The organism is Thermopolyspora flexuosa (assembly GCF_006716785.1).
Lineage (GTDB): Bacteria > Actinomycetota > Actinomycetes > Streptosporangiales > Streptosporangiaceae > Thermopolyspora > Thermopolyspora flexuosa.
Window position 1 is genome coordinate 4,399,279 of the sequence record NZ_VFPQ01000001.1, and the last position, 23,933, is coordinate 4,423,211.

The 23,933-nt window shown below is 73.1% G+C and carries 25 protein-coding genes; 5 read left to right on the forward strand and 20 right to left on the reverse strand.

All coding sequences use genetic code 11. The features are described from left to right. Window positions 1-206 precede the first annotated feature (206 nt). The 5 genes from groL to FHX40_RS18675 all read right to left on the reverse strand — a co-directional run bounded on the left by groL (window position 207) and on the right by FHX40_RS18675 (window position 5,058). The gene (gene groL, locus FHX40_RS18655; RefSeq protein WP_142260815.1) at window positions 207-1,829 is read right to left on the reverse strand and encodes a chaperonin GroEL; all 1,623 of its coding nucleotides are present in this window, start codon (window positions 1,827-1,829) and stop codon (window positions 207-209) included. Between the two features lie 307 nt (window positions 1,830-2,136). Next, window positions 2,137-2,448, reverse strand: a complete 312-nt coding sequence (groES, locus tag FHX40_RS18660) for a co-chaperone GroES (RefSeq protein ID WP_067129946.1) — start codon at window positions 2,446-2,448, stop codon at window positions 2,137-2,139. Between the two features lie 410 nt (window positions 2,449-2,858). Next, window positions 2,859-3,173 (reverse strand): hypothetical protein, encoded by a 315-nt coding sequence (locus FHX40_RS18665; RefSeq protein WP_142260816.1) that lies wholly within the window; start codon window positions 3,171-3,173, stop codon window positions 2,859-2,861. A gap of 450 nt (window positions 3,174-3,623) precedes the next feature. Further along, window positions 3,624-3,878 (reverse strand): hypothetical protein, encoded by a 255-nt coding sequence (locus FHX40_RS18670; RefSeq protein WP_142260817.1) that lies wholly within the window; start codon window positions 3,876-3,878, stop codon window positions 3,624-3,626. A 592-nt stretch (window positions 3,879-4,470) separates the two neighbouring features. Then, window positions 4,471-5,058 carry a hypothetical protein gene (locus FHX40_RS18675; RefSeq protein ID WP_142260818.1) on the reverse strand — a complete coding sequence of 196 codons (588 nt, stop codon included), beginning with the start codon at window positions 5,056-5,058 and terminating at the stop codon, window positions 4,471-4,473. Window positions 5,059-5,444: 386 nt separating this feature from the next. Here FHX40_RS18675 and FHX40_RS18680 point away from each other — a divergent pair, with 386 nt between their 5' ends. Then, the gene (locus FHX40_RS18680) at window positions 5,445-6,668 is read left to right on the forward strand and encodes a class I SAM-dependent methyltransferase (protein WP_142260819.1); all 1,224 of its coding nucleotides are present in this window, start codon (window positions 5,445-5,447) and stop codon (window positions 6,666-6,668) included. 82 nt (window positions 6,669-6,750) lie between these two features. Further along, entirely contained in the window at window positions 6,751-8,127 is a 1,377-nt protein-coding gene (locus tag FHX40_RS18685; protein ID WP_142260820.1) for a coiled-coil domain-containing protein, read from the forward strand. Between the two features lie 29 nt (window positions 8,128-8,156). Here the strand turns inward: FHX40_RS18685 and tsaD are convergent, their stop codons facing one another. The 10 genes from tsaD to FHX40_RS18735 form a co-directional block, all read right to left on the reverse strand. Then, the gene (gene tsaD, locus FHX40_RS18690) at window positions 8,157-9,188 is read right to left on the reverse strand and encodes a tRNA (adenosine(37)-N6)-threonylcarbamoyltransferase complex transferase subunit TsaD (RefSeq protein WP_142260821.1); all 1,032 of its coding nucleotides are present in this window, start codon (window positions 9,186-9,188) and stop codon (window positions 8,157-8,159) included. A gap of 84 nt (window positions 9,189-9,272) precedes the next feature. Then, window positions 9,273-9,740 carry a ribosomal protein S18-alanine N-acetyltransferase gene (gene rimI, locus FHX40_RS18695; RefSeq protein ID WP_229789173.1) on the reverse strand — a complete coding sequence of 156 codons (468 nt, stop codon included), beginning with the start codon at window positions 9,738-9,740 and terminating at the stop codon, window positions 9,273-9,275. Beyond that, complete coding sequence (tsaB, locus tag FHX40_RS18700) at window positions 9,737-10,384, reverse strand: tRNA (adenosine(37)-N6)-threonylcarbamoyltransferase complex dimerization subunit type 1 TsaB (protein WP_142260822.1); 648 nt, start codon at window positions 10,382-10,384, stop codon at window positions 9,737-9,739. The genes rimI and tsaB overlap by 4 nt, the downstream gene beginning before the upstream one ends. A 61-nt stretch (window positions 10,385-10,445) precedes the next feature. Beyond that, window positions 10,446-11,000, reverse strand: a complete 555-nt coding sequence (locus tag FHX40_RS18705) for a class F sortase (protein WP_142260823.1) — start codon at window positions 10,998-11,000, stop codon at window positions 10,446-10,448. 1 nt (window position 11,001) lies between these two features. Further along, window positions 11,002-11,622 (reverse strand): hypothetical protein, encoded by a 621-nt coding sequence (locus FHX40_RS18710; RefSeq protein ID WP_170198884.1) that lies wholly within the window; start codon window positions 11,620-11,622, stop codon window positions 11,002-11,004. Between the two features lie 237 nt (window positions 11,623-11,859). Next, entirely contained in the window at window positions 11,860-12,276 is a 417-nt protein-coding gene (gene tsaE, locus FHX40_RS18715; protein WP_142261886.1) for a tRNA (adenosine(37)-N6)-threonylcarbamoyltransferase complex ATPase subunit type 1 TsaE, read from the reverse strand. A 23-nt stretch (window positions 12,277-12,299) separates the two neighbouring features. Further along, the gene (locus FHX40_RS18720; protein ID WP_142260825.1) at window positions 12,300-13,352 is read right to left on the reverse strand and encodes an alpha/beta fold hydrolase; all 1,053 of its coding nucleotides are present in this window, start codon (window positions 13,350-13,352) and stop codon (window positions 12,300-12,302) included. A 9-nt stretch (window positions 13,353-13,361) separates the two neighbouring features. Further along, entirely contained in the window at window positions 13,362-14,498 is a 1,137-nt protein-coding gene (gene alr / locus FHX40_RS18725; RefSeq protein WP_142260826.1) for an alanine racemase, read from the reverse strand. Further along, entirely contained in the window at window positions 14,495-16,108 is a 1,614-nt protein-coding gene (locus tag FHX40_RS18730) for an NAD(P)H-hydrate dehydratase (protein ID WP_142260827.1), read from the reverse strand. Before FHX40_RS18730 ends, alr begins: the two co-directional genes overlap by 4 nt. An 11-nt stretch (window positions 16,109-16,119) precedes the next feature. Next, entirely contained in the window at window positions 16,120-16,509 is a 390-nt protein-coding gene (locus FHX40_RS18735) for a holo-ACP synthase (RefSeq protein WP_142260828.1), read from the reverse strand. Window positions 16,510-16,590: 81 nt separating this feature from the next. On the opposite strand from FHX40_RS18735, the gene coaA reads away from it, so the two are divergent. Then, on the forward strand, window positions 16,591-17,529 hold the full coding sequence (gene coaA, locus FHX40_RS18740) for a type I pantothenate kinase (protein WP_142260829.1): 939 nt from the start codon (window positions 16,591-16,593) through the stop codon (window positions 17,527-17,529). Between the two features lie 34 nt (window positions 17,530-17,563). On the opposite strand, the gene FHX40_RS18745 is transcribed toward coaA, so the two are convergent. The 5 genes from FHX40_RS18745 to rplM form a co-directional block, all read right to left on the reverse strand. Then, window positions 17,564-18,220 carry an SRPBCC family protein gene (locus FHX40_RS18745; RefSeq protein WP_142260830.1) on the reverse strand — a complete coding sequence of 219 codons (657 nt, stop codon included), beginning with the start codon at window positions 18,218-18,220 and terminating at the stop codon, window positions 17,564-17,566. Continuing rightward, on the reverse strand, window positions 18,217-18,588 hold the full coding sequence (locus FHX40_RS18750; RefSeq protein ID WP_142260831.1) for an ArsR/SmtB family transcription factor: 372 nt from the start codon (window positions 18,586-18,588) through the stop codon (window positions 18,217-18,219). Before FHX40_RS18750 ends, FHX40_RS18745 begins: the two co-directional genes overlap by 4 nt. 273 nt (window positions 18,589-18,861) lie before the next feature. Then, a complete protein-coding gene (gene glmM, locus FHX40_RS18755) occupies window positions 18,862-20,223 on the reverse strand; it encodes a phosphoglucosamine mutase (RefSeq protein WP_142260832.1) in 1,362 nt (453 codons plus the stop codon). Then, entirely contained in the window at window positions 20,220-20,738 is a 519-nt protein-coding gene (gene rpsI / locus FHX40_RS18760) for a 30S ribosomal protein S9 (protein ID WP_142260833.1), read from the reverse strand. The genes glmM and rpsI overlap by 4 nt, the downstream gene beginning before the upstream one ends. Before the next feature lie 22 nt (window positions 20,739-20,760). Beyond that, the gene (rplM, locus tag FHX40_RS18765; RefSeq protein ID WP_142260834.1) at window positions 20,761-21,204 is read right to left on the reverse strand and encodes a 50S ribosomal protein L13; all 444 of its coding nucleotides are present in this window, start codon (window positions 21,202-21,204) and stop codon (window positions 20,761-20,763) included. A gap of 316 nt (window positions 21,205-21,520) precedes the next feature. On the opposite strand from rplM, the gene FHX40_RS18770 reads away from it, so the two are divergent. Both FHX40_RS18770 and FHX40_RS18775 read left to right on the forward strand, forming a co-directional pair. After that, window positions 21,521-22,360 carry a CAP domain-containing protein gene (locus FHX40_RS18770; protein ID WP_142260835.1) on the forward strand — a complete coding sequence of 280 codons (840 nt, stop codon included), beginning with the start codon at window positions 21,521-21,523 and terminating at the stop codon, window positions 22,358-22,360. A 36-nt stretch (window positions 22,361-22,396) separates the two neighbouring features. After that, window positions 22,397-23,803 carry a hypothetical protein gene (locus tag FHX40_RS18775; protein ID WP_142260836.1) on the forward strand — a complete coding sequence of 469 codons (1,407 nt, stop codon included), beginning with the start codon at window positions 22,397-22,399 and terminating at the stop codon, window positions 23,801-23,803. Window positions 23,804-23,933: the final 130 nt, after the last annotated feature.

Below are 23,933 nucleotides of genomic sequence, written 5' to 3' on the forward strand. Positions count from 1 at the left end.
GAGGGGGTCTTATGACCGCCGAGCCCGTACGGCCGCCGGCACCAGGGGGCCGGGCGGGTCGTCCGCCCGGCCCTCCGTGCGTCCGGGCCCGGCCGCGAAGAGGGCGGCCGCCGGGCGCGCCGCCGGACCGGGCACCGGGAACGCGTACGGCTCGCACCCCGCGGCGGGATGCGAGCCGTACGTCAACGCATGCGCGGCCGGGCCGATCAGTGGCCGTGGCCGTGACCGTGGCCGTGGCCACCGGCGGCCGGGGCCTCCTCCTCCGGCTTGTCCACCACGAGGGCCTCGGTGGTGAGCAGCATGCCGGCGATCGACGCGGCGTTCTGCACCGCCGAGCGGGTGACCTTGACCGGGTCGATGACGCCGTCCGCGATCAGGTCGACGTACTGCCCGGTGGCGGCGTTGAGGCCGTGGCCGGCGGGCAGCTCGGCGATCTTGCTGGTGACGACGTAGCCCTCGAGACCGGCGTTCTCGGCGATCCACCGGGCGGGCTCGATCAGCGCGCGGCGCACGATCGACACGCCGGTGGCCTCGTCGCCGGTGAGGCCGAGGTCGTCGAGCTCCTTGCTGACGTGGACGAGCGCGGAGCCACCGCCGGAGACGATGCCCTCCTCGATCGCGGCGCGGGTCGCCGAGATCGCGTCCTCGAGGCGGTGCTTCTTCTCCTTCAGCTCCACCTCGGTGGCGGCGCCGACGCGCAGCACGCACACGCCGCCGGCCAGCTTGGCGAGCCGCTCCTGCAGCTTCTCGCGGTCCCAGTCGGAGTCGGTCTGCTCGATGGCGAGCCGGATCTCCCGGATCCGGGCCTCGATCGCGGCCGGGTCACCGCCACCGTCGACGATCGTGGTGGAGTCCTTGGTGACCACGACGCGGCGGGCGGTGCCGAGCACCTCGAGGCCGACGTTCTCCAGCTTGAGGCCGACCTCCTCGCTCACCACCTGGCCGCCGGTGAGGATCGCCATGTCCTGCAGCATCGCCTTGCGGCGGTCGCCGAAGCCGGGCGCCTTCACCGCGACCGAGGTGAACGTGCCGCGGATCTTGTTCGTCACCAGGACGGCCAGGGCCTCGCCCTCGACGTCCTCGGCGATGACGAGCAGCGGCTTCTTGGTCTGGGCGACCTTCTCCAGCAGCGGCAGGAAGTCGGAGATCGAGGAGATCTTCGCCTGGTGCAGCAGGATGTAGGGGTCCTCGAGCACCGTCTCCATGCGCTCGGGGTCGGTGACCATGTAGCCCGACAGGTACCCCTTGTCGAACTGCAGGCCCTCGGTGAACTCCAACTCCATGCCCATGGTGTTGGACTCCTCGACGGTGATGACACCGTCCTTGCCCACCTTGTCGAAGGCCTCGGCGATCAGGTCACCGATCTTGGGGTCCTGGGCGGAGATCGTCGCGACGTTCGCGATCTCCTTGCGGTCCTCCACCTGGCGGGCGGAGCTGAGCAGCCGCTCGCTCACCGCCTGGGCGGCCTTGTCGATGCCGCGCTTGAGCGCGAGCGGCGAGGCGCCGGCGGCGACGTTGCGCAGGCCCTCGCGGACCATCGCCTGGGCGAGCACGGTCGCGGTGGTCGTGCCGTCACCGGCGATGTCGTTGGTCTTGGTCGCCACTTCCTTGGCGAGCTGGGCGCCGAGGTTCTCGTACGGCGCGTCCAGCTCGATCTCGCGGGCGATGGTGACGCCGTCGTTGGTGATGGTCGGGGCACCGAACTTCTTGTCGATGACCACGTTGCGGCCACGCGGACCGAGGGTCACCTTCACGGCGTTCGCGAGGGTGTTGACACCACGCTCCAGGGCGCGGCGCGCGTCCTCGTTGAACTCCAGGATCTTCGGCATTAAGGCACTCCTTGTCGTTGCGACGCCTCACGTCGCGAACCCGGGCGCGGGAACCGGGGCGGTCCGGTGACCGCGTGAACACCGTGAGCCACCTGAGCAGAACAGCATCGCGGCGCTGATGGAACGGCGCTGATCGAACGCCGCCACGGCAGGTCTCGAACGCACTGTCGCCGGCATCCGCGGCGTTTTCCGACTCCGCGGCGCGGACCCGGCCCCGGTTCACCTGGGCGCCGAGGTGATCGAGCGCATCAGAGCCCCGGGCACCGGCCCGGGGCTCGACACGTCATGGGGGTAAGGCCCGGCGGGCTTACTTCTCGATGATGGCGAGCACGTCCCGGGCGGAGAGGACCAGGTACTCCTCGCCGCCGTACTTGACCTCGGTGCCGCCGTACTTGCTGTACAGGACGATGTCGCCCTCCTTGACGTCGAGCGGGATCCGCTTCTCGCCGTCCTCGTCCCAGTTGCCGGGGCCCACCGCGAGCACCTTGCCCTCCTGGGGCTTCTCCTTGGCCGTGTCAGGAATGACCAGCCCGGAGGCGGTCGTCTGCTCGGCCTCGAGCGGCTGGACCACGATGCGGTCACCGAGCGGCTTAACCGGAACCTTGGTGGCGGTCGTCACGATCGGACCTCCCCTTCAGAATTCGTTGCTCAGCTGAAGAGGCGACCAGCGGCCTGCCGTCGCGGGTGTCAGACCTGCCTCGTCGCGTGGTTGGCACTCTCAGGCCGAGAGTGCCAACAGGAACAGTATGCAAGCCGGTCAGCACAGTCAACCGAACCCGCCACGCAGGTCAGTGCTCGTGTACCCGCACCGTCCCTGCCGGCCTGCCCGGGCCGCGACGCCTCCCCGGTAATCAAAACGGCAAGAGGGCGGACCGGTGTCGCCGCCCTCTTGCCGGCCGATTCCCGTCGGCCGCGGCCCCCTCGATCGAAGGTCCGATCGACCGGCCGCGTCCTGTGGACGTCGGCGTGAAGAGCGTGGGGGCGGCCGTCGCGGGCCGCCCCCGGTGGTACGTCTTACGCCCTCGTACCTCAGCGCCGGCCGCGGAACCGGTAGCCCGGCTTGGCGTCGGTCTCGTGCGAGTCCGTGTGCTGGTTGTTGTTGATCTGGTGGGTGACGTGGCAGTCCACGTTCACGTTGCGGTGGCTGAGGAGGTCGGAGAGACCGAGGCTGCCGATGAGGACGCCGAGGGCGCTCTCCGACCGGTTGCTGGTGTTGCCGGTGTCGACGATCACACAGTCGACGTTCTTGGCGAGGTCCTTGGGCTCATTGGCGTGGGCCGGGCTCGCCAGTCCCATGCCTGCGGCGGCGGCGACCGCGGTGAATGCCGCGAACTTCTTCAGCATCGAAACTCCCGATCGATTTCGGTTGATCCTCGGATCAGCCCGGCCGTCATTTTCGTCCGGTCGAGCCGACAACAATTAGAGCGAGGATCGCACGAAATAGCAAGCACGACAAGTAAGTTCCGGTTAAAGCAATCGGGCGTCCGCGACCAGCATTTGCCAGGAAACCGGCCACAACACCCGATTTGCGCCAGAAAAAGAGGGCGGTAGGTGTACCGCCCACTTTTCCTGGGTTTCGGGACACCGTTCCGGTGCCCGCCGGGAAAACATCCTCCGCCGGCCGGGTGAACCGTTCTCCGGCCCACCGTGGCCCGCGGTCCACGGGCACGATCGGCGACCGCGCCCCGCCCGGGGCTCGGAAGCCCGCGGAGCCGGGCACCGGGTACGGCCTCCCGGCAAGGGGACGACGCGCGAGACGTCGTCCCCTCGTCACGGTCGACCTGTCAAACCCGCTCAGCGGCCGGTCTTGTGCGAGTCGACGTGGTGGTTGTTGTTGATCTGCTTGTCGACATCGCAGTTGACGTCGACGTTGCGGTTGCTGAGGAGGTCGTAGAGACCGAGCGCACCGAGAATGCCGAGGCCGTTCGCCGTGTGGTGGTGCGTGTTGCCGGTGTTGGTGAGCACACAGGCGACGTCGGCGGGACCGTTGGCGTACGCCGGAGTGGCGAGCCCGAGGCCGGCGGCCGCGGCGACCGTGGCGCTAGCCACTACAAGCTTCTTAAGCATTTAGATCTCCTGATCGATCTTGGATTGATCCTCAGATCAGCTCTGCCCTCTTTCCTGGCGGCGAGCCGTCAATAAGTAGACCGAGCAAGCAGTCCACGGAACAAGGCCCGCCGGGTAAGAGCCTGACAAAAGGGCTCTGCGCGAATCGCCAGCAAAGAACGAGCCGCTTTCCCGAAATTTCGAGTTTGCGGCAGAAAATCCCGCAAACGCGACAGACCTGACGATCCAGTGATTTTTCCTGGCTCGTCGGTTTGTTTCCTCCGCGCCTCGCGCCGAATGGCCCGCCGTCGTGCACCACATGGCCGTGGCCGGGCGCGGCGGGCGCATGGGCGCGGCGACGCGGCTCGAAGCGGCCGGGACGCGTCCGGCCGCCCGGCCACACGGACCCGGCGAACCGGACGCTGACACAGGCCACCCGAGCGCCGCTCATCCCGCCGGGAGGCCGGGCGAGACGAGCGTCCTCAGGACGCGTCCGCGGACCACGTGCCCCACGCGTTCCGCGCAGGCCGCGAACGGGACCGCCCTTCCCCGGCGCGCTCCCGCCTGCCGCGGCGGACACGCCCTCGCCGACGCGCTACGCGGCGCTGCTCACCGAGGCGTCGCTCGCCGACGCGTCGGCGCCGCTCTCCGCCGGCTGCGCGTTCGTCGCCCCCGCTGCGCTCTCCGCGGCGGCGTCCTCCTTGGCCTCCTCGGCCTTGGCCGGCTCGGCCGCGTCCCCGGTGGTCTCCGCCTTCGCCGGCTCAGCCGCCGGGGCGGCATCGGTCGTGACCGGCTCGGCGTCCGCCGCGGTGGTCTCGGCCTTGGCCGGCTCCGCCGTCTCCTTCGCGGCCTCGGCCTTGGCCGGCTCGGCCTCAGCCGTGTCGGCCTCCGCCTTGGCCGGCTCCGCCGCGTCCTTGGCGGCCTCGGCCGTCACGGCCTTCGTTTCGGGGGCGGTCGAGGTGCTGTTCTCCTGGGCGGCGCTCGACGTTTCGGTCGCGGAGGTGTCGCCCGAGTCCGTCGCGTCATTTTCGGCGTCGAACGTGGTGCGTACCTTCCCCCGGATAAGGGTGCAGACGAAGGCGAAAGTCCTCTCGTTCTCCGTGGTGTTCGGGAACAGCCGCACGACCTTCCCGTTGACGATCACCAGCGGCGTGCTGCAGGTCAACTGGAACGCGCTCTCCACCGCCCGGTCGGCCGAATCCGCGGCCGCGGCCGGGGTATGCATCCCCAGGCCGGCGGCGGTGGTGATCGCGGCACCGAGGACCGCGAGCTTTCTCAGCATTACCATTCCCCCGAATGAATCTGATTGATCCCCCGATATGACCCGATTCCAGCGAACGGGCCATCAGTCAGTAGAACGGACAATCGCCTCAGGCCGCAACACGAGCCACGGCAAGAAACCGCTAAACGGCCGCATCGATTCACCCGCGGTTTCTAGAGCGTTTTTGGACTGATCGCATGTTTCGCCCGATATATGACTTCACGTCCATATCTCTCCCGAATAAAGCCGCATTTCGCATATATCAGAGCAAGTCAGACATCATTCGGCTGCTGCTACCGTCGTAGCCCGTGGATCTGGAGGCCTTCCTGCGGCTGCTCACCCCACCGGGCCGGCACGCCCTCGACGACGCGGTGAAGCTCGTCGCCGAGGGCGCCGACGTGGTCGCGGCGGCGGCCGCGCTGCGCCGTACCCACGACGCGGCGCTCAGCTCGGCGGCGCTCACCCAGGCCGTGCTGCGGCGGCGCGCGGCCGCGAAGTTCGGCGCGGACGCCGGGCGCATGTACTTCACGCCGGACGGGCTGGAGCAGGCGACCCGGGCCGAGGTCGCCGCGCACCGGGCGGCGCGGATCGCCGCCCTCGGCCCGCCGGTCCGCGTCGTCGACGCCTGCTGCGGGATCGGCGGCGACCTGATCGCGCTCGCCCGGGCCGGCTGCGCCGTGGACGCGGTCGACCGCGACCCGCTGACCGCGGCGGTGGCGCGGGCGAACGCCGAGGCGCTCGGCCTCACCGAGGTGCGGGTGCGCACCGGCGACGCCGCCGAGGTCGACCCGCGCGGCTATCAGGCCCTGTTCGCCGACCCGGCCCGCCGCCGGAGCACCGGCGGCCGGGTGTTCGACCCGATGGCGTACTCGCCGCCGTGGCCCGAGGTCCTCGCCCTCGTCGAGCGGTCCGCCGCCGCCTGCGTCAAGGCCGCGCCCGGCCTGCCGTACGAGTACGTGCCCAACGGCGCCGAGGCCGAGTGGGTGTCCTTCGCCGGCGAGGTGAAGGAGGCCGCGCTGTGGTGCGGCGCCCTCGGCCCGGCCGGCCTCGCCCCGGGCGCCCGGATCCGGCGGCGGGCCACGCTGCTGCCGTACGGCGAGACGCTCACCGCGGACGGCGAGCCCCGGCGGGCCGAGGCCGGGCCGGTCGGCCGCTACCTGTACGAGCCCGACGGCGCGGCGATCCGGGCCGGGCTCGTGGCCGAGGTGGCCGAGCTGGTCGGCGGGCACCTGCTCGACCCGCAGATCGCGTATGTCACGAGCGATCGGTACGTCGCCACGCCCTGGGCGTCCTGCTACGAGGTCGCCGAGCTGCTGCCGTTCTCGGTCAAGCGGCTGCGCGCCGCGCTGCGCGAGCGGGGCGTCGGCGAGGTGACGATCAAGAAGCGCGGCTCGGCCGTGGACGTGGAGCGGCTCCGCCGCGACCTGCGCCTGGCCGGTGACGCGAGCGCGGTGGTCGTGCTCACCCGCATCGGCGCCAAGCCTTATGCCGTGATCTGCACGACTATGCGTAACCGCGCCGTCGACGCCTAGTCACGATCTATCAAAGCCCGCCGAGAAACCCGCCCGCCCGCCACTACCGTGGCTCCCGCCCCTCGGCGAGAAGGAGCCTTGCGTGGACCACTCCAACCACACCCTGCTGCAGGCGGGAAGCCAGACCGCGATCAGCGACCGCATGCGCGAGCTGCTCGCCCGCGCGGCCCAGGATCACGTGTACGAGCAGCGCACCCAGGGCGCGATCCTCGACGAGATCCGGCAGCGGCTCGAAGGCATGGAATGGCTGCTGCGCGAGGTCCGCGAACGCGAGCTCGGCGGGCTCAGCGGCACCCTGGAGACGGTGAACGGACGGCTCGAGCACATCTCGAGCAAGCCGCCGTCGTGGGCCGAGGCGCTCGCCCAGCACGTGGACGCGGTCCGCGAGCACGTCGACGCGGTACGGCGCCGCCTCGACACCGTGCAGGGCGGCATCGACGGCCTGCGCGGCGGCATCGACGGGCTGCGCGCCGGGATCGACGGCGTGGAGGAGCGCGTCCGGCCCGTCGCCGACCTGCCGAATTTGTGGACGGACCTCGGCACCGCGGGCGAGGGCGTGCGCGAGGCGCTCACCCACCTGCACGCGGTGCTCGACGGCACCCGGCAGGTCGCCGCCCAGATGACCGAGACCGCGACGCGCCTGGCCCAGATGCAGGCGAGCATGGAGGCCGCGGCCGGCCGGTTCTCCCGGCTCGACAAGGCGGTCGCCGAGCTGACCCAGCGCACCGAGCGGCTCGAGTGCGGGGTGCTCGACCTGTCGGAGAGCCTCACCTCCGCGGTCGAGCAGGCCACCGGCCGGGTCGAGGAGGTGGCGGGCCGCATCGAGGTGGTCGAGGCGAACCTCGACGACCGGCTCGGCAACCTCGACCGCCGCCTCGGCGCCGTGCACGGCCGGATCGAGAACGTCGACGAGTGCCTCGGCGACCTGGACGCCCGGCTCACCGGCCTCGACGGCCGCCTCGCCGCGCTCGACGGCCGCGTCGGCGGCCAGGACGACCGGTTCGACGGCATGGAGGGGCGCATCGACGCCCGCCTGGCCTCCCTCGACGACCGCATGCTCGCGATCGAGAGCCGCATGCTCGGCGTGGACAACCGGATCGCGGAGACCGGCACGCACCTGGAGCAGGTGACCGAGCGCCTCGACCTCGTCGACGACCACATCGAGGCGGTGAACCAGCGCGTCGGCCAGCTGCCCGCCACCCTCGACCTCGGCGAGCTGCGCACCCGCGTCGCCCAGGCGGTCACCGCCCTCCAGGCCGACCAGGCCGACCGGTTCGCAGCGGTCGAGCGGCGCATCGCCGAGGCGTCCGCGAGCCTGCCCCCGATCCTCGACGCGATCAACGCCCGGCCGGACCGCGACGAGTTCGCCGCCGCGGTCAGCCGCCGCCTCGGCGCGCTCGAGGAGACCATGCTCGCCCTCGCCGAGGCCCTGCTCCGCCCCACCCGGGCCAAGGACTGACCCCCGGCCGGTACGGCACGGCCGTACGGTCAGACCCGGACCGTGGTCACCGGGAGCGAGGAGTCGGCCGGGATGTCGAGCGGGGAGGCGGGCACGCCCGCGGCGAGCATCTCGGCCCCGAGCGCCGCGACCATCGCGCCGTTGTCGGTGCACAGACTCGGCCGCGGCACGCGCAGCCGTACCCCGGCGGCGTCGCACCGCTCCTGGGCGAGGGCGCGCAGCCGCGAGTTCGCCGCCACCCCGCCGCCGATGAGCAGGTCCTTCACGTCGTAGCGGGCGCAGGCCTGCAGCGCCTTGCGGGTGAGCACGTCGACCACGGCCTCCTGGAAGGACGCGGCCACGTCGGCGACCGGCACCGGCTCCCCGGCGGCCTCCCGGGCCTCGATCCACCGGGCGACCGCGGTCTTCAGGCCGGAGAAGGAGAAGTCGAGCGTGCCGTCGTCGTACTTGCCGCGCGGGAACGCGATCGCGTCGCCCGATCCGGAGGCGGCGGCGCGGTCGATGTGCGGGCCGCCCGGGAACGGCAGGCCGAGCACCCGGGCCACCTTGTCGAACGCCTCGCCGGCCGCGTCGTCCACGGTCGATCCGAGCGAGATCACCTCCCGGGCCACGTCGGTGACGAGCAGCAGCGAGGAGTGGCCGCCGGAGACGAGCAGCGCCACGCACGGCTTGGGCAGCGGGCCGTGCTCGAGCTGGTCGACGGCGACGTGCGCGGCGAGGTGGTTCACCCCGTAGAGCGGCACGCCGAGGCCGAGCGCGTACGCCTTCGCCGCGGCGACGCCGACGAGCAGCGCCCCGGCGAGCCCGGGACCGGCGGTGACCGCGACCGCGTCGACGTCGGACAGCTTCACCCCGGCCCGGTCCAGCGCCCGCTCCAGGGTCGGGGTGAGCGCCTCGAGATGGGCGCGCGAGGCCACCTCCGGCACCACGCCGCCGAACCGGGCGTGCTCGTCCACGCTCGAGGCGATCGTGTCGGCCAGCAGCGTGTGGCCGCGCACGAGCCCGATGCCGGTCTCGTCACAGGAGGTCTCGATGCCCAGGACCAGGGGTGCGTCGCCCATCGTCACGCCTTCTCATCCGTCTTCTCGTCCGCTTCCCGCGCGCCGCCGTGCGGAACGGGATCGCCGGGCCTCACCGAGGCTTTTTCATCGCAGCTTCTTCATCATCGTGTACGCGTCGGTGCCGTCGGCGTAGTAGCGGCGCCGCACGCCGATGCGCTCGAACCCGAAGCGCTCGTACATCGTCTGCGCCGGGGTGTTGTCCGCGCGCACCTCGAGGAAGACCGCCTCGGCGCCGCGCCGTACCGCCTCCTCGAGCAGCTCCGCCATGAGCGTGCGGCCGATGCCCGCGCGCCGGTGGCCGGCGCGCACCGCGATCGTCTGCACGTCGGCCTGGTCGCCCGCGGCGGCGAGCCCCGCGTAGCCGACGATCTCGTCGCCGTCGGTCGCGACGAGGTAGTGCCGGGTGCGCGGCTGCTCGTCGAGCTCGCCGCGCATCATGCCCTCGGTCCACGGATCCTCGGGGAAGATCTCCCGCTCCAGCTTCATGACGGCCGGGAGATCCTGGTACGTCATCCGCCGGATCCGCACCCGGGGCGCCGCGGGCTCGGTCATGCCGTCACCCGCTTCGGCGGTCCGGGTATCCGGGCGTCCGGGCGGCGCAGGTAGATCGGCCGCGGCGGATCGAGCTCGGCCCCGGCGGCGAGCCGCTCGGCGGCGAGCGCGGCGAGGGCCGCCCCCGAGGGGTACTCCGGGTCGATCACCCGGTCCGGGCCGATGACCTCCGCGTACATGCGCGCCCCGGCGCCCGCGACCGGCAGCACGCCGGGGAGCATGTCGGGGCGGTCCACCGCGGGCCCGGCGAGCCGCAGCCGATCGGCGTCGTAGGAGCCCCAGAAGACCTCCTTGCGCCGCGCGTCGGTCGCCACCAGGAACGGGCCGTCGATCTCGACCGCGTGGGCGATCGCGTCGAGCGTGCAGATGCCGTACGCGGGGGCGCCGGTCGCCGAGGAGAGCGCCTGCGCCGTGGCCAGCCCGACGCGCAGCCCGGTGTACGGCCCCGGCCCCATGCCCGAGACGATCGCGGTCACGTCCCGCAGCGAGACCCCGGCGGCCCGCAACACCTCCTCGATCGTGGGCACGAGCAGCTCGCCGTGCCTGCGGGCGTCGACGGTCGTACGCTCGGCGAGGACGCGTTCCCCGTCGTGCACCGCCGCGGTGACCGCGGGCGTCGCGGTGTCAAAGGCCAGGACCAGCACGAGCCTCAATCCTAGTCCGCGCCGCACCCGGGCGGGTTCGCACGCCCGCGCCGGCCCGGGCTCAGGTGACCAGCGAGGCGTAGACGATGATGTTGTCCCGGTACTGTCCCCGCCTCCGGTCGAACGGCCCGCCGCAGGTGACCAGGCGCAGGCCGTCCTCGGTGTAGACCCGCTCGGCCGGGAACCGCTCCTTGTTCACCTGCTCGATCCGGTCCACGCGGTACCGCGCCACCTTGCCGTCGCTGCGGGAGATCCTCACCTCGGCGCCCTTGCGGACCTCGCGCAGCCGGTAGAACACGGCGGCGGCGGTCTTGGTGTCCACGTGGCCGATGATCACCGAGGCGCCCTTCTCGCCGGGTACGGCGCTGCCCTCGTACCAGCCCGCCACCTGGGGCTTCTCGAACGGCGGCAGCTCGACGTCGCCCTCCTTGGTGAGGCCGAGCCGCATCAGCGGGGCCTTGAGCTTGAGCGAGGGGATGTCGAGGCGCTGCGGCGTGACCGCGGCGGCCCGTTTCGGGGCCTCGGCCCGTTCCTCCTGCCGGTCACGACCGGCGACCGCGTACAGCAGGGTGCCGGTGATCACCCCGGCCACCACGACGGTTCGCCACTGGCTCATCTCATCCGAATCGGCGACGGGCGAACACCACGCCGCCGGCCACCAGGGCGGCGACCCCGAGCCCGGTCAGGGGCAGCGGGATGCCCTGCTCGTCGGCGGGCCCGCTCGCGGCCGTGCCGCCGCCGCCCGCGTGCGGCGCCCGGGTCGGGTAGGTGCGGGTCGGCGTCGGGGTCGGGGTGGGGCGCGGCCGGGTGACGGTGAGCCGGGCCGTGCCGGAGTCGTTCGTGCCCTCGCACCGGACCTCGACGGGGTAGCGGCCCGGGTTGACGTCGCGGCGCAGCACCGCGGAGCCGGTCACCACCGGAGCCGCCGGGGTCCCGCCGCCCTCCTGGGCCCCGGTCGGCGGGACGAGGGTGACCACGCCGGTGAAGGCCTCCGAGCGGGCCGTCGCCCGGTGCTCGGTGCCGCCCTGCGGCACCGGGCAGTACGCCCGGATGCGGATCGACCTGGTGCGGCCCTCGGCGGAGACGCGCGCCGGGTCCAGCTCGACCCGGATCGGCTGGCGGCCCACGACCTGCTCGGGGGAGGCCGACTCGGTGGCGGCGGCAGGGGTCGGCGGGGAGGGCAGATCCTCCTCCGCGGAACAGGCGGCGGCCCCGCACAGCACCAACGTGCCCGCCAACGTGACTTGACCGATTTTGCGCACGCCGTACACTCCCGCCTCGTCGTTCACCACGACCGGTCGATCACGCTACCAACCGTTGACCGTCATACCCCGAAAATATAAGCCAACCCCCTCCCGACGATCTTTGATGCGACAATTTCCGGCCGGATCCGGGTTTTGGCGACGCGGACAGGGTCCTGCCAATGCCCGCTATCGGGAAAATGGCGACGAAAGCGGTAAAAACGGAGGCGCGGGTCAGAACTCGCCGGCCCAGCGCGCGCCGACGCCGGTGATGCGCAGGGTGCGCTCGTCCCCTGTGGGGCCGAGCGTGATCTCGATCTCGAGGCGGTCCTCGGTGAGCGCCTCGACCAGGTCCTCGCCCCACTCCACGACCGTGACCGACTCGTCGAGGGAGGCGTCCAGGTCGAGGTCGTCGACCTCCAGCCGGCCGCCGAGCCGGTAGGCGTCGACGTGCACCAGGGCCGGGCCGTCGCACAGCGACGGGTGCACCCGGGCGATCACGAACGTCGGCGAGGTGACCGGCCCGCGGACCTTGAGCCCCTCGGCGATGCCCTGCACCAGCGTGGTCTTGCCCGCGCCGAGCGGGCCGGAGAGCACGACGAGGTCGCCGCGCCGCAGCCGGGTGGCGAGCTCGGCGCCGATCGCCCGCATCTCCTCCGGGGTACGCGCCGTCCTCACCGCTTCTCCCCCTGCGCCCGCTTGATCAAATCACGGAGTTCCTCGTTGACCACCTCGGGCCGCTCCAGCTGCACCAGGTGGGAGGTGTTCGGCACCACCTCGAGCCGGGCGGACGGCACCACCTCGGCGATCGCCCGGCTGTGGTCGGGCGGGGTGATCCAGTCCTTCTCCCCCACGATGATCGAGGTGGGCACCTTGTCGAGCACGTCGAGCGCGCCCAGCGCGTCGTGCGACATGAGCGCCGGGTAGAAGTCGGCGATCACGTCGGTCGGCGTGGAGCGGATCATGGTGTCGACGAAGTCGACGAGCGTGGGGCTGACGTTCCGGGAGTCGCCAAACCCGAGCAGCCGCATCGCGAGGAACGACACGTCGCTGCCGAACTGCCGCCCGCGGTCGACGAGCGCGGCCCGCCGCCCGAGCACGGCGACCGCCTGCGGGGCGACGAAGTGCACCGCCTTCGCCACCAGGGCGGGCAGGCCGAGGGTGATCTCGGCGAGCTTGCCCGCGGACGTGGCGATGAGCGCCACCCCCTGGATCCGGTCGCCGAACAGCTCCGGGTGCCGCTCCGCCAGCGCCATGATCGTCATGCCGCCCATCGAGTGGCCGACGAGCACGCACGGGCCCGGCACCTGGGCGTTGAGCACGTCGTACAGGTCCTCGCCGAGCCGTTCGATGGTGCGGTCGGCCACGCCCTCCCGCTGCGACCGGCCGTGGCAGCGCTGGTCGAACAGCAGCAGGCGGTGCGTCTCGCGCAGGTCGCGGCGCTGGTAGTGCCAGGAGTCGAGGTTGAGCGTGTACCCGTGGCAGAACACCACGGTGAGCGGCGCGTCCTCCGGGCCGTCGAGCTCCACGTGCAGCCGCACCCCGTCGGAGGTGGTCACCGCCACCTCGCGTCCGCGCAGCTCGCCGAAGGGCTCGTTCGCCGCCGGGTCGGGCCGCAACCGGATGCGCCCGACCGCATACCGCTTCGCCAGTGCCGCCGTCGCCACTCCCGCCGAAGCGGCTCCGACGATCGCGCCCGCGATTCCGACCCTTCGCCGCCTGCTCACGGCTCCTCCTTACCGCACACCGTCATACCGGTAAACGCGCGGCACGCGCGAACCGATCCTCGTCACGATCTCATGGGTGATCGTGCCGAGGGAATCCGCCCATTCCTGGGCGGTCGGCTCGCCGTGGTCCCCCGGCCCGAACAGGATGACCTCGTCTCCCGCCGCCAGGGGATCGTCGCCCACGTCGATCACGAACTGGTCCATGCAGACCCGCCCCGCGATCCGCCGCCGGCGGCCCGCCGCGAACACCTCCCCCCGGTTCGACAGGCCGCGCATCACGCCGTCGGCGTACCCGAGCGGCACGAGGCCGAGCGTGGTCTCGCGGTCGGTGACGTACAGGTGGGCGTAGGAGACGCCGGAGCCGGGGGGCACCCGCTTGGCCAGGGCGACGCGGGCGACGAGCGTCATCGCCGGGCGCAGCCCGAAGTCGCCCAGCTCCGGGATCGGGCTGAGGCCGTAGATCGCGATGCCCGGCCGCACCATGTCGTAGCGCGCCCGGGGGATGGTGAGCACCGCGGCGGAGTTGGCGAAGTGCCGGATCGCGTCGGCGCCCACCCCCTTCTTGTCCGCCTGGGTGACCGCCTCGTCGAACGCGTCGAGCTGCGCGGCGATCGACGGGTGGCCGGGGATGTCGGCGCAGGCGAAGTGCGACCACAGGCCCGTGACCTCGATGACGCCCTCGGCGCGCAGCGCCGCCGCGCGGTCGAGCAGCTCCGGCCAGGCCGCGAGCGGCGCGCCGCCGCGCGAGATGCCGGTGTCGACCTTCAGGTGCACCCGCACCGTGCGCCCGGTACGGCGGGCCGCGTCGGCGATGCGGTCGAGGATCACCGTCGAGCCCGCGGACAGCTCGATGCCGTGCTCGGCCGCCGCGTCGAGCGACTCGCCCGGGGTGATGATCCACGCGAGGATCGGTACGGTGAACCCGGCCTCGCGCAGCGCCACGGCCTCGCTCACCAGTGCCGCGCCGAGCCGGGTCGCCCCCGCCTCCAGGCAGGCGCGGGCGCTCTGCACCATGCCGTGACCGTAGCCGTCCGCCTTGACCACCGCCATCACCTCGGCGCCGGAGGCGTGCTCGCGCAGGACGCCGATGTTGTGGGCGATGGCCGACAGGTCCACCCGTGCCTCGGCGGGGGTCACAGCGCTCATTCCTCCATTTTGGCAGGTGACTCGAGCAAGCGGAGCGCTTCGGGCAGAGCGTCGGGGAGGTCCTGCGCCGAGATCGGCGCCGTGGGCACGTCGGCGCGGCCGGCCGTGCCGGCTCCCGCGACCGCGTCGAGCATGGTCGTGAGCACCGCCTCGGCGGCCTCCGTGGCGCCGCCGGGCCCGGCCGCGGCGACGTGGGCGGCGAGGCCGTGCAGGAACGCCGCGCAGCAGCCCGCGTCGTAGGTGTCGAGGCCCCCGGCGAGCAGCGCGCCGGCGAGGCCCGCGAGCACGTCCCCGGTGCCCGCGGTGGCGAGCCACGGGGTGCCGGTCGGGTTCACCCGCACCGGCCGCCCGGGCTCGGCGACGAGCGTGGTCGAGCCCTTGAGCAGCACGGTCACGCCCAGCTCCGCCGCGGCGCGCCGCACGTGCTCCAGGCGGCGCGCCTCGATGTCCGCGGCGGGCACGCCGAGCAGCCGGGACAGCTCCCCGGCGTGCGGGGTGAGCAGCAGGTTCGGGCGCAGCAGCGACCGGTCGCGGGCGAGCAGGGTGAGCCCGTCGGCGTCGAGCACCGTGGGCAGGCCGGTGTCGAGCACCGACCGGGCGAGCGCGTGCGCCCGGTCGTCGGTGCCCATGCCGGGGCCGAGCACCCAGGCCTGCACCCGGCCCACGCCGGAGACGTCGTCGCCCGGCTCCAGGATCGTGGTCACCGCCTCCGGCCAGCGGGCGCGCACCAGCCGTACCGGCTCGGCCGGACCGGCGTACCGGACCATCCCGGCCCCGCCGCGCACCGCGCCGCCCACCGCGAGCACGGCGGCCCCGGTGAATCGGTCGCTTCCCGCGACCACGCCGACCACGCCCCGCCGGTACTTGTCGGACTCCGCGGCAGGCCGCGGCAGCCGGTCGGCGACGTCGGCCGCGGTGAGCGCGGTCACCCCGGGCTCGGGCAGGTACGGGCCGATGCCGATGTCGATCACGTGGAGGGCGCCGACGTGGCTCGCCCCCGGGTCGACGAGCAGGCCGATCTTGCACGCGCCGAAGGTGACCGTGCGGTCGGCGCGCACCGCCGCACCGGGCACGCACCCGGTGCTCGCGTCCACCCCGCTCGGCACGTCGACCGCGACGACGATGCCGGGCGCGTCGTTCGCCAGCCGGGCGAGCCCCGCGTACGGCTCGCGCAGCGCGCCCGACCCGCCGATGCCGACGAGCCCGTCCACGATCAGGTCGGCGGACGCCACGGCCCGGACGGCCTCCTCGGGCAGGGCGGCGGCGCCCCCGGATCCGCCCCCGGAGTCCGCCGGGGTGAGCGCGACGACCCGGCCACCGGCGGCGCGCAGCGCGGCGAGCCCGGCCCGGTGGGTGCGGAAGGAGGCGAGGATCGCCGTGACCCGGGCCCCGCGGCGGGCGAGCCGGGCCCCGGCGAACAGCGCGTCGCCCCCGTTGTCGCCGCCGCCCGCGAGCACGGCGACGCGGGAGCCGTACACCCGGCCCAGGGTGCGGGCGCAGACCGCGGCGAGCGCGGCGGCGGCGCGTTGCATGAGCGTGCCCTCGGGCAGGCGGGCCATGAGCACGCGTTCTGCGGCACGGATCTGCTCGGCGGTGTATGCGGTACGCACGGTACGGAAATCTAGCCCGCCGCGCCCCGGCCGGGCGGAACCTCCGTGCCGCCGCCCTCCGCGACCACGTACGCGATCGCGACGCCGCCGTCGTGGCTGAGCGAGACGTGCCAGCGGGCCACCCCGAGCTCGGCCGCGACCTCGGCGGCCCGGCCGTACAGGTGCAGCCGGGGGCGGCCGCCCGCCTCCCGGCGCACCTCGGCCTCCCGGTGGGCGAGCCCGGGCGGCGCGCCGAGCGCCTTGGCCACCGCCTCCTTGGCGGCGAACCGGGCCGCGAGCGACGGCGTGGGCAGGTCCCGCTCGACCGGGGTGAACAGCCGGTCGCGCAGCGCCGGGGTGCGTTCCAGCGCGGCGCCGAACCGCGCCACGTCCACCACGTCCACGCCGATGCCCACGATCATGTGGCCAGGGTAGACGCCCGCACCCCGGGACGGGGGGCGGCCTGCGGGCCGGGATCAACGCCCCCGGTAGGCTCACCCGATATGGCCAACGGATGGGACGGAGTTCCGTCACCGTACGTCGAACTCAGCCGCGAGCAGTGGAGCCGGCTGCGGGAGAACACCCCGCTCACGCTCACCCAGCAGGAGCTGGAGGAGCTGCGCGGCGTCGACGACCCCATCGACCTCACCGAGGTCACCGACATCTACCTGCCGCTGAGCCGCCTGCTCAACCTGCACTTTGCGGGGGTACGGGCGCGCGGCGCCACGGTGAGCGAGTTCCTCGGCGAGCGCTCCGACCCGCCGCCGTACATCCTCGGCATCGCGGGCAGCGTCGCGGTGGGCAAGTCGACGACGGCGCGGCTGCTGCGTGCCCTGCTCGCCCGCTGGCCGGAACACCCGCGCGTGGAGCTGGTCACCACCGACAGCTTCCTCTACCCGAACAAGATCCTGCAGGAGCGCGGGCTCATGCACCGCAAGGGCTTCCCGGAGAGCTACGACCGGCGGGCCCTGGTGCGGTTCGTCGCCGCGGTGAAGGCCGGGGTGCCGGAGATCGACGTCCCGGTCTACAGCCACCTCGAGTACGACATCGTGCCCGGGGCGCGGCAGACGGTGCGGCGGCCGGACATCCTCATCGTGGAGGGGCTCAACGTGCTCCAGCCCGCCCCGCCCGCCGCGCTCGCGGTGAACGACTTCTTCGACTTCTCGATCTACGTGGACGCGCGGGTCGAGGACATCCGCGAGTGGTACCTCGCCCGGTTCCACAAGCTGCGGCGCACCGCCTTCTCCGACCCCAAGTCCTACTTCCGGTTCCTCACCGAGCTGTCGGAGGCGGAGGCGACCGAGTTCGCCCGCAACGTGTGGCGGGACATCAACGAGCGCAACCTCGTGGAGAACATCGCGCCGACCCGCGCCCGCGCCCAGCTCGTGCTGCGCAAGGGGTCCGACCACTCGGTGCGGTGGGTACGGCTGCGCCGTACCTGAGCCGCGGCGCGGACACGGGCCGGTGCGCGCCCGATCAGGATTCGCAGGCGTCCTGGCCCGCGGCCGCCTCGCCGGTGTAGAACGCGATGGTGCGCTGGGACGCGGCGCGGGCCTTGTCCTTGTCGGTGCCGGAGGCGATGTCGGCCTCGCACCAGGCGTCGCCGCTCAGCCGGTAGAAGGCGCGGCCCTCCTCGGAGGTCATCCACGCCTCGGCCTCCTTCGGGTCTATGCCCTCGCCGGTGGCCAGGTGGAGGGTGAGGCCGAGCAGGGCCCCGTCCCAGCCGATGCCGACGGCGCCCGGGCCGAACTCGTCCCAGCGGTCGTCGACGTGGGCGATGTGGTCGAGCTCGAACCGGGCCCGCCCGTCGGGCGTCTCGCCGATGCGGACCTCGATCCAGCTCACCTGCCCGCCGTACTCCCAGGTGGCGGAGAAGCTCCGGGGCGGGTCGCAGCGCTCGATCACGCCGCTCGCGTTGCCCTCGATCCGGTAGCGGCCGCCCGGGCGCAGGTCGCCGGAGACCGGGAGGAACCACCGCCGGATGCGCTCGGGGTCGGTGCAGGCCTGCCACAGGTCCTCGACGGTGGTGTCGAACGACCGGCCGATGGTGAGGACCCGCGCCTCGCGCCCGTCCAGGACCCGGTCCCCCAGCCGGCGGTCGACGGACCCGATCTGCTCGCGGATGTCGATCATGATGTCTCCCCTCGTGGATTCGGCGGCTCGCCGGGGCCGCGCAGGCGGCGCTCGCGTTTGCCGCGGGCGATCTCGGTGGCCAGCGCGTCGAGGTGGGTGCTCCAGTACCGCCGGAACCGGTCGAGCCAGGTGTCGATCTCCTGCAGCGGCGCGGAGTTCACCGCGTACCACCGCCGCGTGCCCTCCGGCCGCACGGTGACGAACCCGGACTCGCGCAGCACCTTCAGGTGCTGGGAGACGGCCGGCTGGGAGATCCCGAACTCCGCCTGGATCACCCGGCAGACGTCCCCCGAGGAGGCCTCGCCGTCGGCGAGGATCTCCAGGATCCTGCGGCGCACCGGGTCGCCGAGAACATCGAACGCGTGCACGAAGAGAAGGTACGGCAGTGGCTTATATAAGCGCAAGACTATATAAGCGAGACTTTACATTCGCAGGTACGGCAGGCCCGGGCGGACGGGCGGGAGCCGGGCGGTCCGGACGGCGGCGGGCACCGATGCCCTCTACCCCGTCCTCGCGGGGCGAACCGGGTGGCGAGGCCGGGCCGCGCCGGCCGTACCGCCGCAAAGTCACCGGAGAACGCGAAACGGGCCAGCCGCACGGCTTTCGCCGTGGGCCGGCCCGTGGTCACGTCGTTGGCCGGCTTACGCGCAGGCGGTTCGCACCACCTCGGCGAGGTCGGCGGCGACGCGCTCGGCCTGCTCCTGGGACTCGGCCTCGACCATCACCCGCACCATCGGCTCGGTGCCGCTGGGCCGGATCAGCACGCGGCCGGAGTCCCCCAGCTCGGCCTCCGCCGCGGCGATCGCGGCGGCGAGCTTCTCCGAGGTCCCCACCTTCGACTTGTCGACATCCCGGACGTTGATCAGCACCTGGGGCAGGCGGGTCATCACCGAGGCGAGCTCGGCGAGGCTCCGCCCGGTCTCGCTCACCCGGGCGAGCAGGTGCAGCGAGGTGAGCACGCCGTCCCCGGTGGTGGCGTGGTCGAGCATCACCACGTGGCCGGACTGCTCGCCGCCCAGGTTGTGGCCGCCCGACCGCATCGCCTCGAGCACGTACCGGTCGCCCACCGCGGTCTCCACCAGGTTCAGCCCGTGCCGCCGCAGCGCGAGCCGGAAGCCGAGGTTGGACATGACGGTCGCGACCACGGTGTCGTTCGCCAGCCGCCCGCGCTCGTGCATGGCGAGCGCGAGGATCGTCATGATCTGGTCGCCGTCCACGGTCTCGCCGTCCGCGGTGACCGCCAGGCAGCGGTCCGCGTCGCCGTCGTAGGCGACGCCGAGGTCCGCGCCCTTCTCCCGCACGGCGGCCCGCAGCGCGTCGAGGTGGGTCGAGCCGACGCCGTCGTTGATGTTGTGCCCGTCAGGGGAGGCCCCGATCGTCTCCACCGACGCCCCGGCGCGCACCAGCGCCTCGGGGGCGACCAGGTGCGCGGCGCCGTTGGCGCAGTCGACCACCACGCGCAGCCGGTTGATCGGGCCCGGCATGCTCGCCAGCAGGTGGGAGACGTACCGCTCGGCCTCGCCGTACGCGTCGGAGACCCGGCCGACCCCCCTGCCGGTGGGGCGCTGCCACTTCTCGCCCAGCCGCCGCTCGATCTCGGTCTCCACCGCGTCCGGCAGCTTGTGCCCGCCGCGGGCGAAGAACTTGATCCCGTTGTCCGGGGCCGGGTTGTGCGAGGCCGACAGCATGACGCCGAGGTCGGCGTCGAGCGCGGCGGTGAGGTACGCGACCGCCGGCGTGGGCAGCACGCCGAGGCGCAGCACGTCGACGCCGGACGACGCGAGGCCCGCGACCACCGCGGCCTCCAGGAACTCCCCGGAGGCGCGGGGGTCGCGGCCGACGACGGCAAGGGGGCGGTCCCGCCGCCCCGCGGATGCCCGGAAGGCACCGGCGTCGCCGAGCACATGGGCCGCCGCGACCGACAGCTCCATGGCGAGCTCGGCCGTGAGGTCGCGCCCGGCGACCCCACGTACCCCGTCGGTGCCGAACAGCCGACGCGTCAACGCTTGCTGTACTGAGGAGCCTTGCGGGCCTTCTTGAGGCCGTACTTCTTCCGCTCCTTCACCCGGGCGTCACGGGTGAGGAAGCCGGCCTTCTTCAGCGGCGGGCGGTTCACCTCGACGTCGAGGGCCGCCAGCGCGCGGGCGAGGCCCATGCGGAGCGCGCCGGCCTGGCCGGTCACGCCGCCGCCGTTGATCCGGGCGATGACGTCGAACTGCCCCTCCGCGCCGAGCGTCACCAGCGGCTCGTTCACCATCTGCTGGTGGACCTTGTTCGGGAAGTACGAGTCCAGCGAGCGGCCGTTGATGGTCCACTTGCCGGTGCCCGGCACGATGCGGACACGGGCGACCGCCTCCTTGCGACGGCCCGTGCCGTAGGAGTTGCCCGTCGCGATCGGGCGCTGCGAGGCGTCGGCGCTGACGGGGGTCTCGGTGGTGTACTCCGACGGGTAGTCCTCGGAGTAGTCCGTGTCCAAATCGCCCGCGATGGGCGTCTCGACACCAGTGGGCTCGGCCACGGGTTCTCCTCTAACTTTCGGGTTACTGGGCGATCTGGGCGATCTCGAACGGCACCGGCTTCTGGGCCTGGTGCGGGTGGTCGGGGCCGGCGTAGACCTTGAGCTTCTTCGCCATCCTCCGGCCCAGCGAGTTCTTCGGGAGCATGCCCTTGACGGCCTTCTCGACGACCCGCTCGGGGTGCTTGGCCATCAGCTCGCGGTACGACACGGAGCGCAAGCCGCCCGGGTAACCCGAGTGGCGGTAGGCCTTCTTCTGCTCCAGCTTCTTGCCCGTCAGCACGACCTTGTCGGCGTTGACGACGATGACGAAGTCGCCGGTGTCGACGTGCGGCGCGTAGATGGGCTTGTGCTTCCCGCGAAGCAGCGTCGCGATCTGACTGGCCAGCCGCCCGAGCACGACACCCGTCGCGTCGATGACATACCACTGACGCTCGACGTCGGCGGCCTTCGGTGAGAACGTGCGCACGGTAAGCCTTCTGTCCGGGATGAGAGAGTTACTGTCTGGATTCGGTAGGTCTTGGCGGGCGCACGCCGCCCAGGACCTCCGTCTCCACAGCTCGGGAGAAGACGCCGGATGCGCCGTGCACCGGTCAGTGCCAGACCGATCCACACATGACAACAGAGCAGCGTACCCGCCGTCGCGGAGAGGGTCAAAACGCGACGCCGGACGACCGCATGCGGACATGGGCGACGGCGCAAGGACCGCCACCACGTCTACAAGGCTAATCTTTCGCCACTTTCCCTTCTTCCGCAAGAGGGAGATCCCTATATTTGATTGCGGCATGTGGCAGCGCTTTCACGCCCGGCGTCCCCAGCGGATCGTCCGCCGCCGGACCAACCTGGGTCTGTTCGCCTGCCTGGTGTCGGTTCTGCTCATCGGCGTGGTGATCGGGCGCGCGACGTACCGTGCCGAGACCGCCGAGCCCGACGAGATCCGCCTCGACAGCGCGCTGCCGACCCGCACCGGGGACCTCCGCGCCGCCTCCGAGCCCGGCGCCTCCCCGGCGACCCCCACCCCGAGCGCCGGCGCGCCCGGCGCCCGCGACGAGCGCGCCGAGCTGGTGCCCGTGGAGCGCACGCCGGCGGCGGCCGGCGGCTCCGGCCGCAGGACCGCGTCCCCGTCGCCCAGCGCCACTCCGAGCCGGGGGCCGTCGAACACGATCGAGGGCTCCTCGGGCGGCGGCCTGGCGAGCCTGCTCATCCCGGGCGGGGGCGACGGCGGCACCGGCCGCCTGGCGAGCCTCGCCTCGATCGAGAACGCGGTGGTCCGGCTGGTGAACCGGGAGCGCCGCCGGGTGGGCTGCCGCCCGCTGCGCGTCGACCCGCGGCTGGTCCGCGCGGCGCGCCGTCACTCGGCGGAGATGGCCGCCACCAACCGCCTGTCCCACTCCTCGCGCAACGGCGCCACCCCGTGGCGGCGCATGGAGCAGGCGGGCTACCACCACGGCGCCGCGGAGAACATCGCCCGCGGCTACCTCACCGCGGAGGAGGCGGTGCGCGGCTGGATGGCGCACCCCGACCACCGCGCCAACATCCTCAACTGCCGCATCGTCGCCACCGGGGTCGGCGTCAAGCCCGGTCCGGGCGGGCCCTGGTGGACCCAAGACTTCGGGTATTCCTGACCATTTCCCCCTCTCACGAGGCTAGTCTCGGGAGCCATGGGTTACCCCGGGGATGAGTCGCGCCGCCCGCCGTACCACTCGCCCGACACGACTCCGGCATCGCCGGCCGGTCCCGGCACCGGCCCGTTTCCGGGTCCCGCCGCGGACGCGCACGGGACGGGCCCGGCCTGGCCGTCCGCCGGGGAGGCCGGATCGCCCGGGCCGTCCTGGGGCGGCACCGGCCGGCCGTGGGAGTCCGCCCCCGCGGGTTCGCCCGGTTCGCCGGATCCGTACGGCTCGGCCACCCCGTACGGCGCCGCCGACGCGGGCGATCCGTACGGCACGCCCGGCTCGACCGGCCCGTTCCCGGCCCCCGGCACGACCGGGCCGCTGAGCGCCCCCACGCCCGCCGACGGGCCGTCCGACCTGTTCCGCCCGGCGCGGCCGGCGCGCTCGAGCCCCCCGTACGGCATGCCGGGCTCGTACGGCGCACCGGACCCGTTCGCCGCCCAGGCGCCGGGCACGGGTGACCCCGCCCGGCCGTACGGCGCGGCGGACCCGTGGAGCGCTCCGGCCGGCGGCGGCGCACCGTCGTCGTTCCCGTCGTCCTTCGGCACGCCGCCCTCGTTCGGCGTGGGCCCCGTGCCCGAGCGGCCGTCGTTCGCGGCGTCCGGCGGCACCGACCGGCCCGACCCGGCCGACCGGTCGCCGGACCCCGTGGCCGTGCCGCCGCGCCCGCGGCGGTCCTGGGTCCGCCCGGTGGCCTACTCGGTCACCGCGGTGGTGCTGCTCGGCGCGGCCGCCGGCGGCCTGTACGCGGTCGCGCAGCGGAACGCCGCGGCCACCTCCGCCGTGGACGACCCCTCGCCCGCCGCCTCGGCGCACGTCGGCCTCGTCCGGCCGCAGGGCAAGTACGGCTTCGCCGCATCGCGCAAGACCGACCCGACCCCGCTCACCGCCAAGGAGCTCTTCCCCAAGGTCAAGGTCACCAGCGGCGGCCGCACCTATCTGCTGCGGGCGCGGCGGGTCGACAAGAAGTGCAAGGACGCGGTGGTCGGCGAGAAGATCCAGAAGGCCGTGACCGCGGCGAGGTGCACGCAGCTCATCCGCGCCAGCTTCCAGGACTCCACCGGCAAGATCATCGGCACGATCGGGGTGGCGAACCTCTCCACCTCCGCCGGGGCGAAGCGGGTGGCCACGGCCGGGGCGGCGAAGGAGCGCAAGGACTACGTCAAGCCGCTGCAGGGCAAGTCGGGCCCGACCAAGGCGCTCGGCACCGGCGAGGCGCTCGCGGGCGCGTGGACCCACGGGCACTACGCGGTGCTGCTGTGGTTCCAGTTCAAGGACGGGCACAAGCCGTCCGCCGCGGAGACCAAGCGCCTCAACCGGGCGGCCAGCGAGATCGCCGACAAGACCGTCTTCCCCGCGCTCGACACCCGGGCCCTCACCGGCGCGCCGGGCTGATCCGGGCCGCCGCGGCCGGGGCTGCCGTGCCGTACCCGGTGGCTCCGGCGGTCGGCACCACATCGGACAAAACGGTAGTTAGGCACTTTTTCGGGACGGAGAGCGCGCCGATACCCGTCCGGAAACGTTC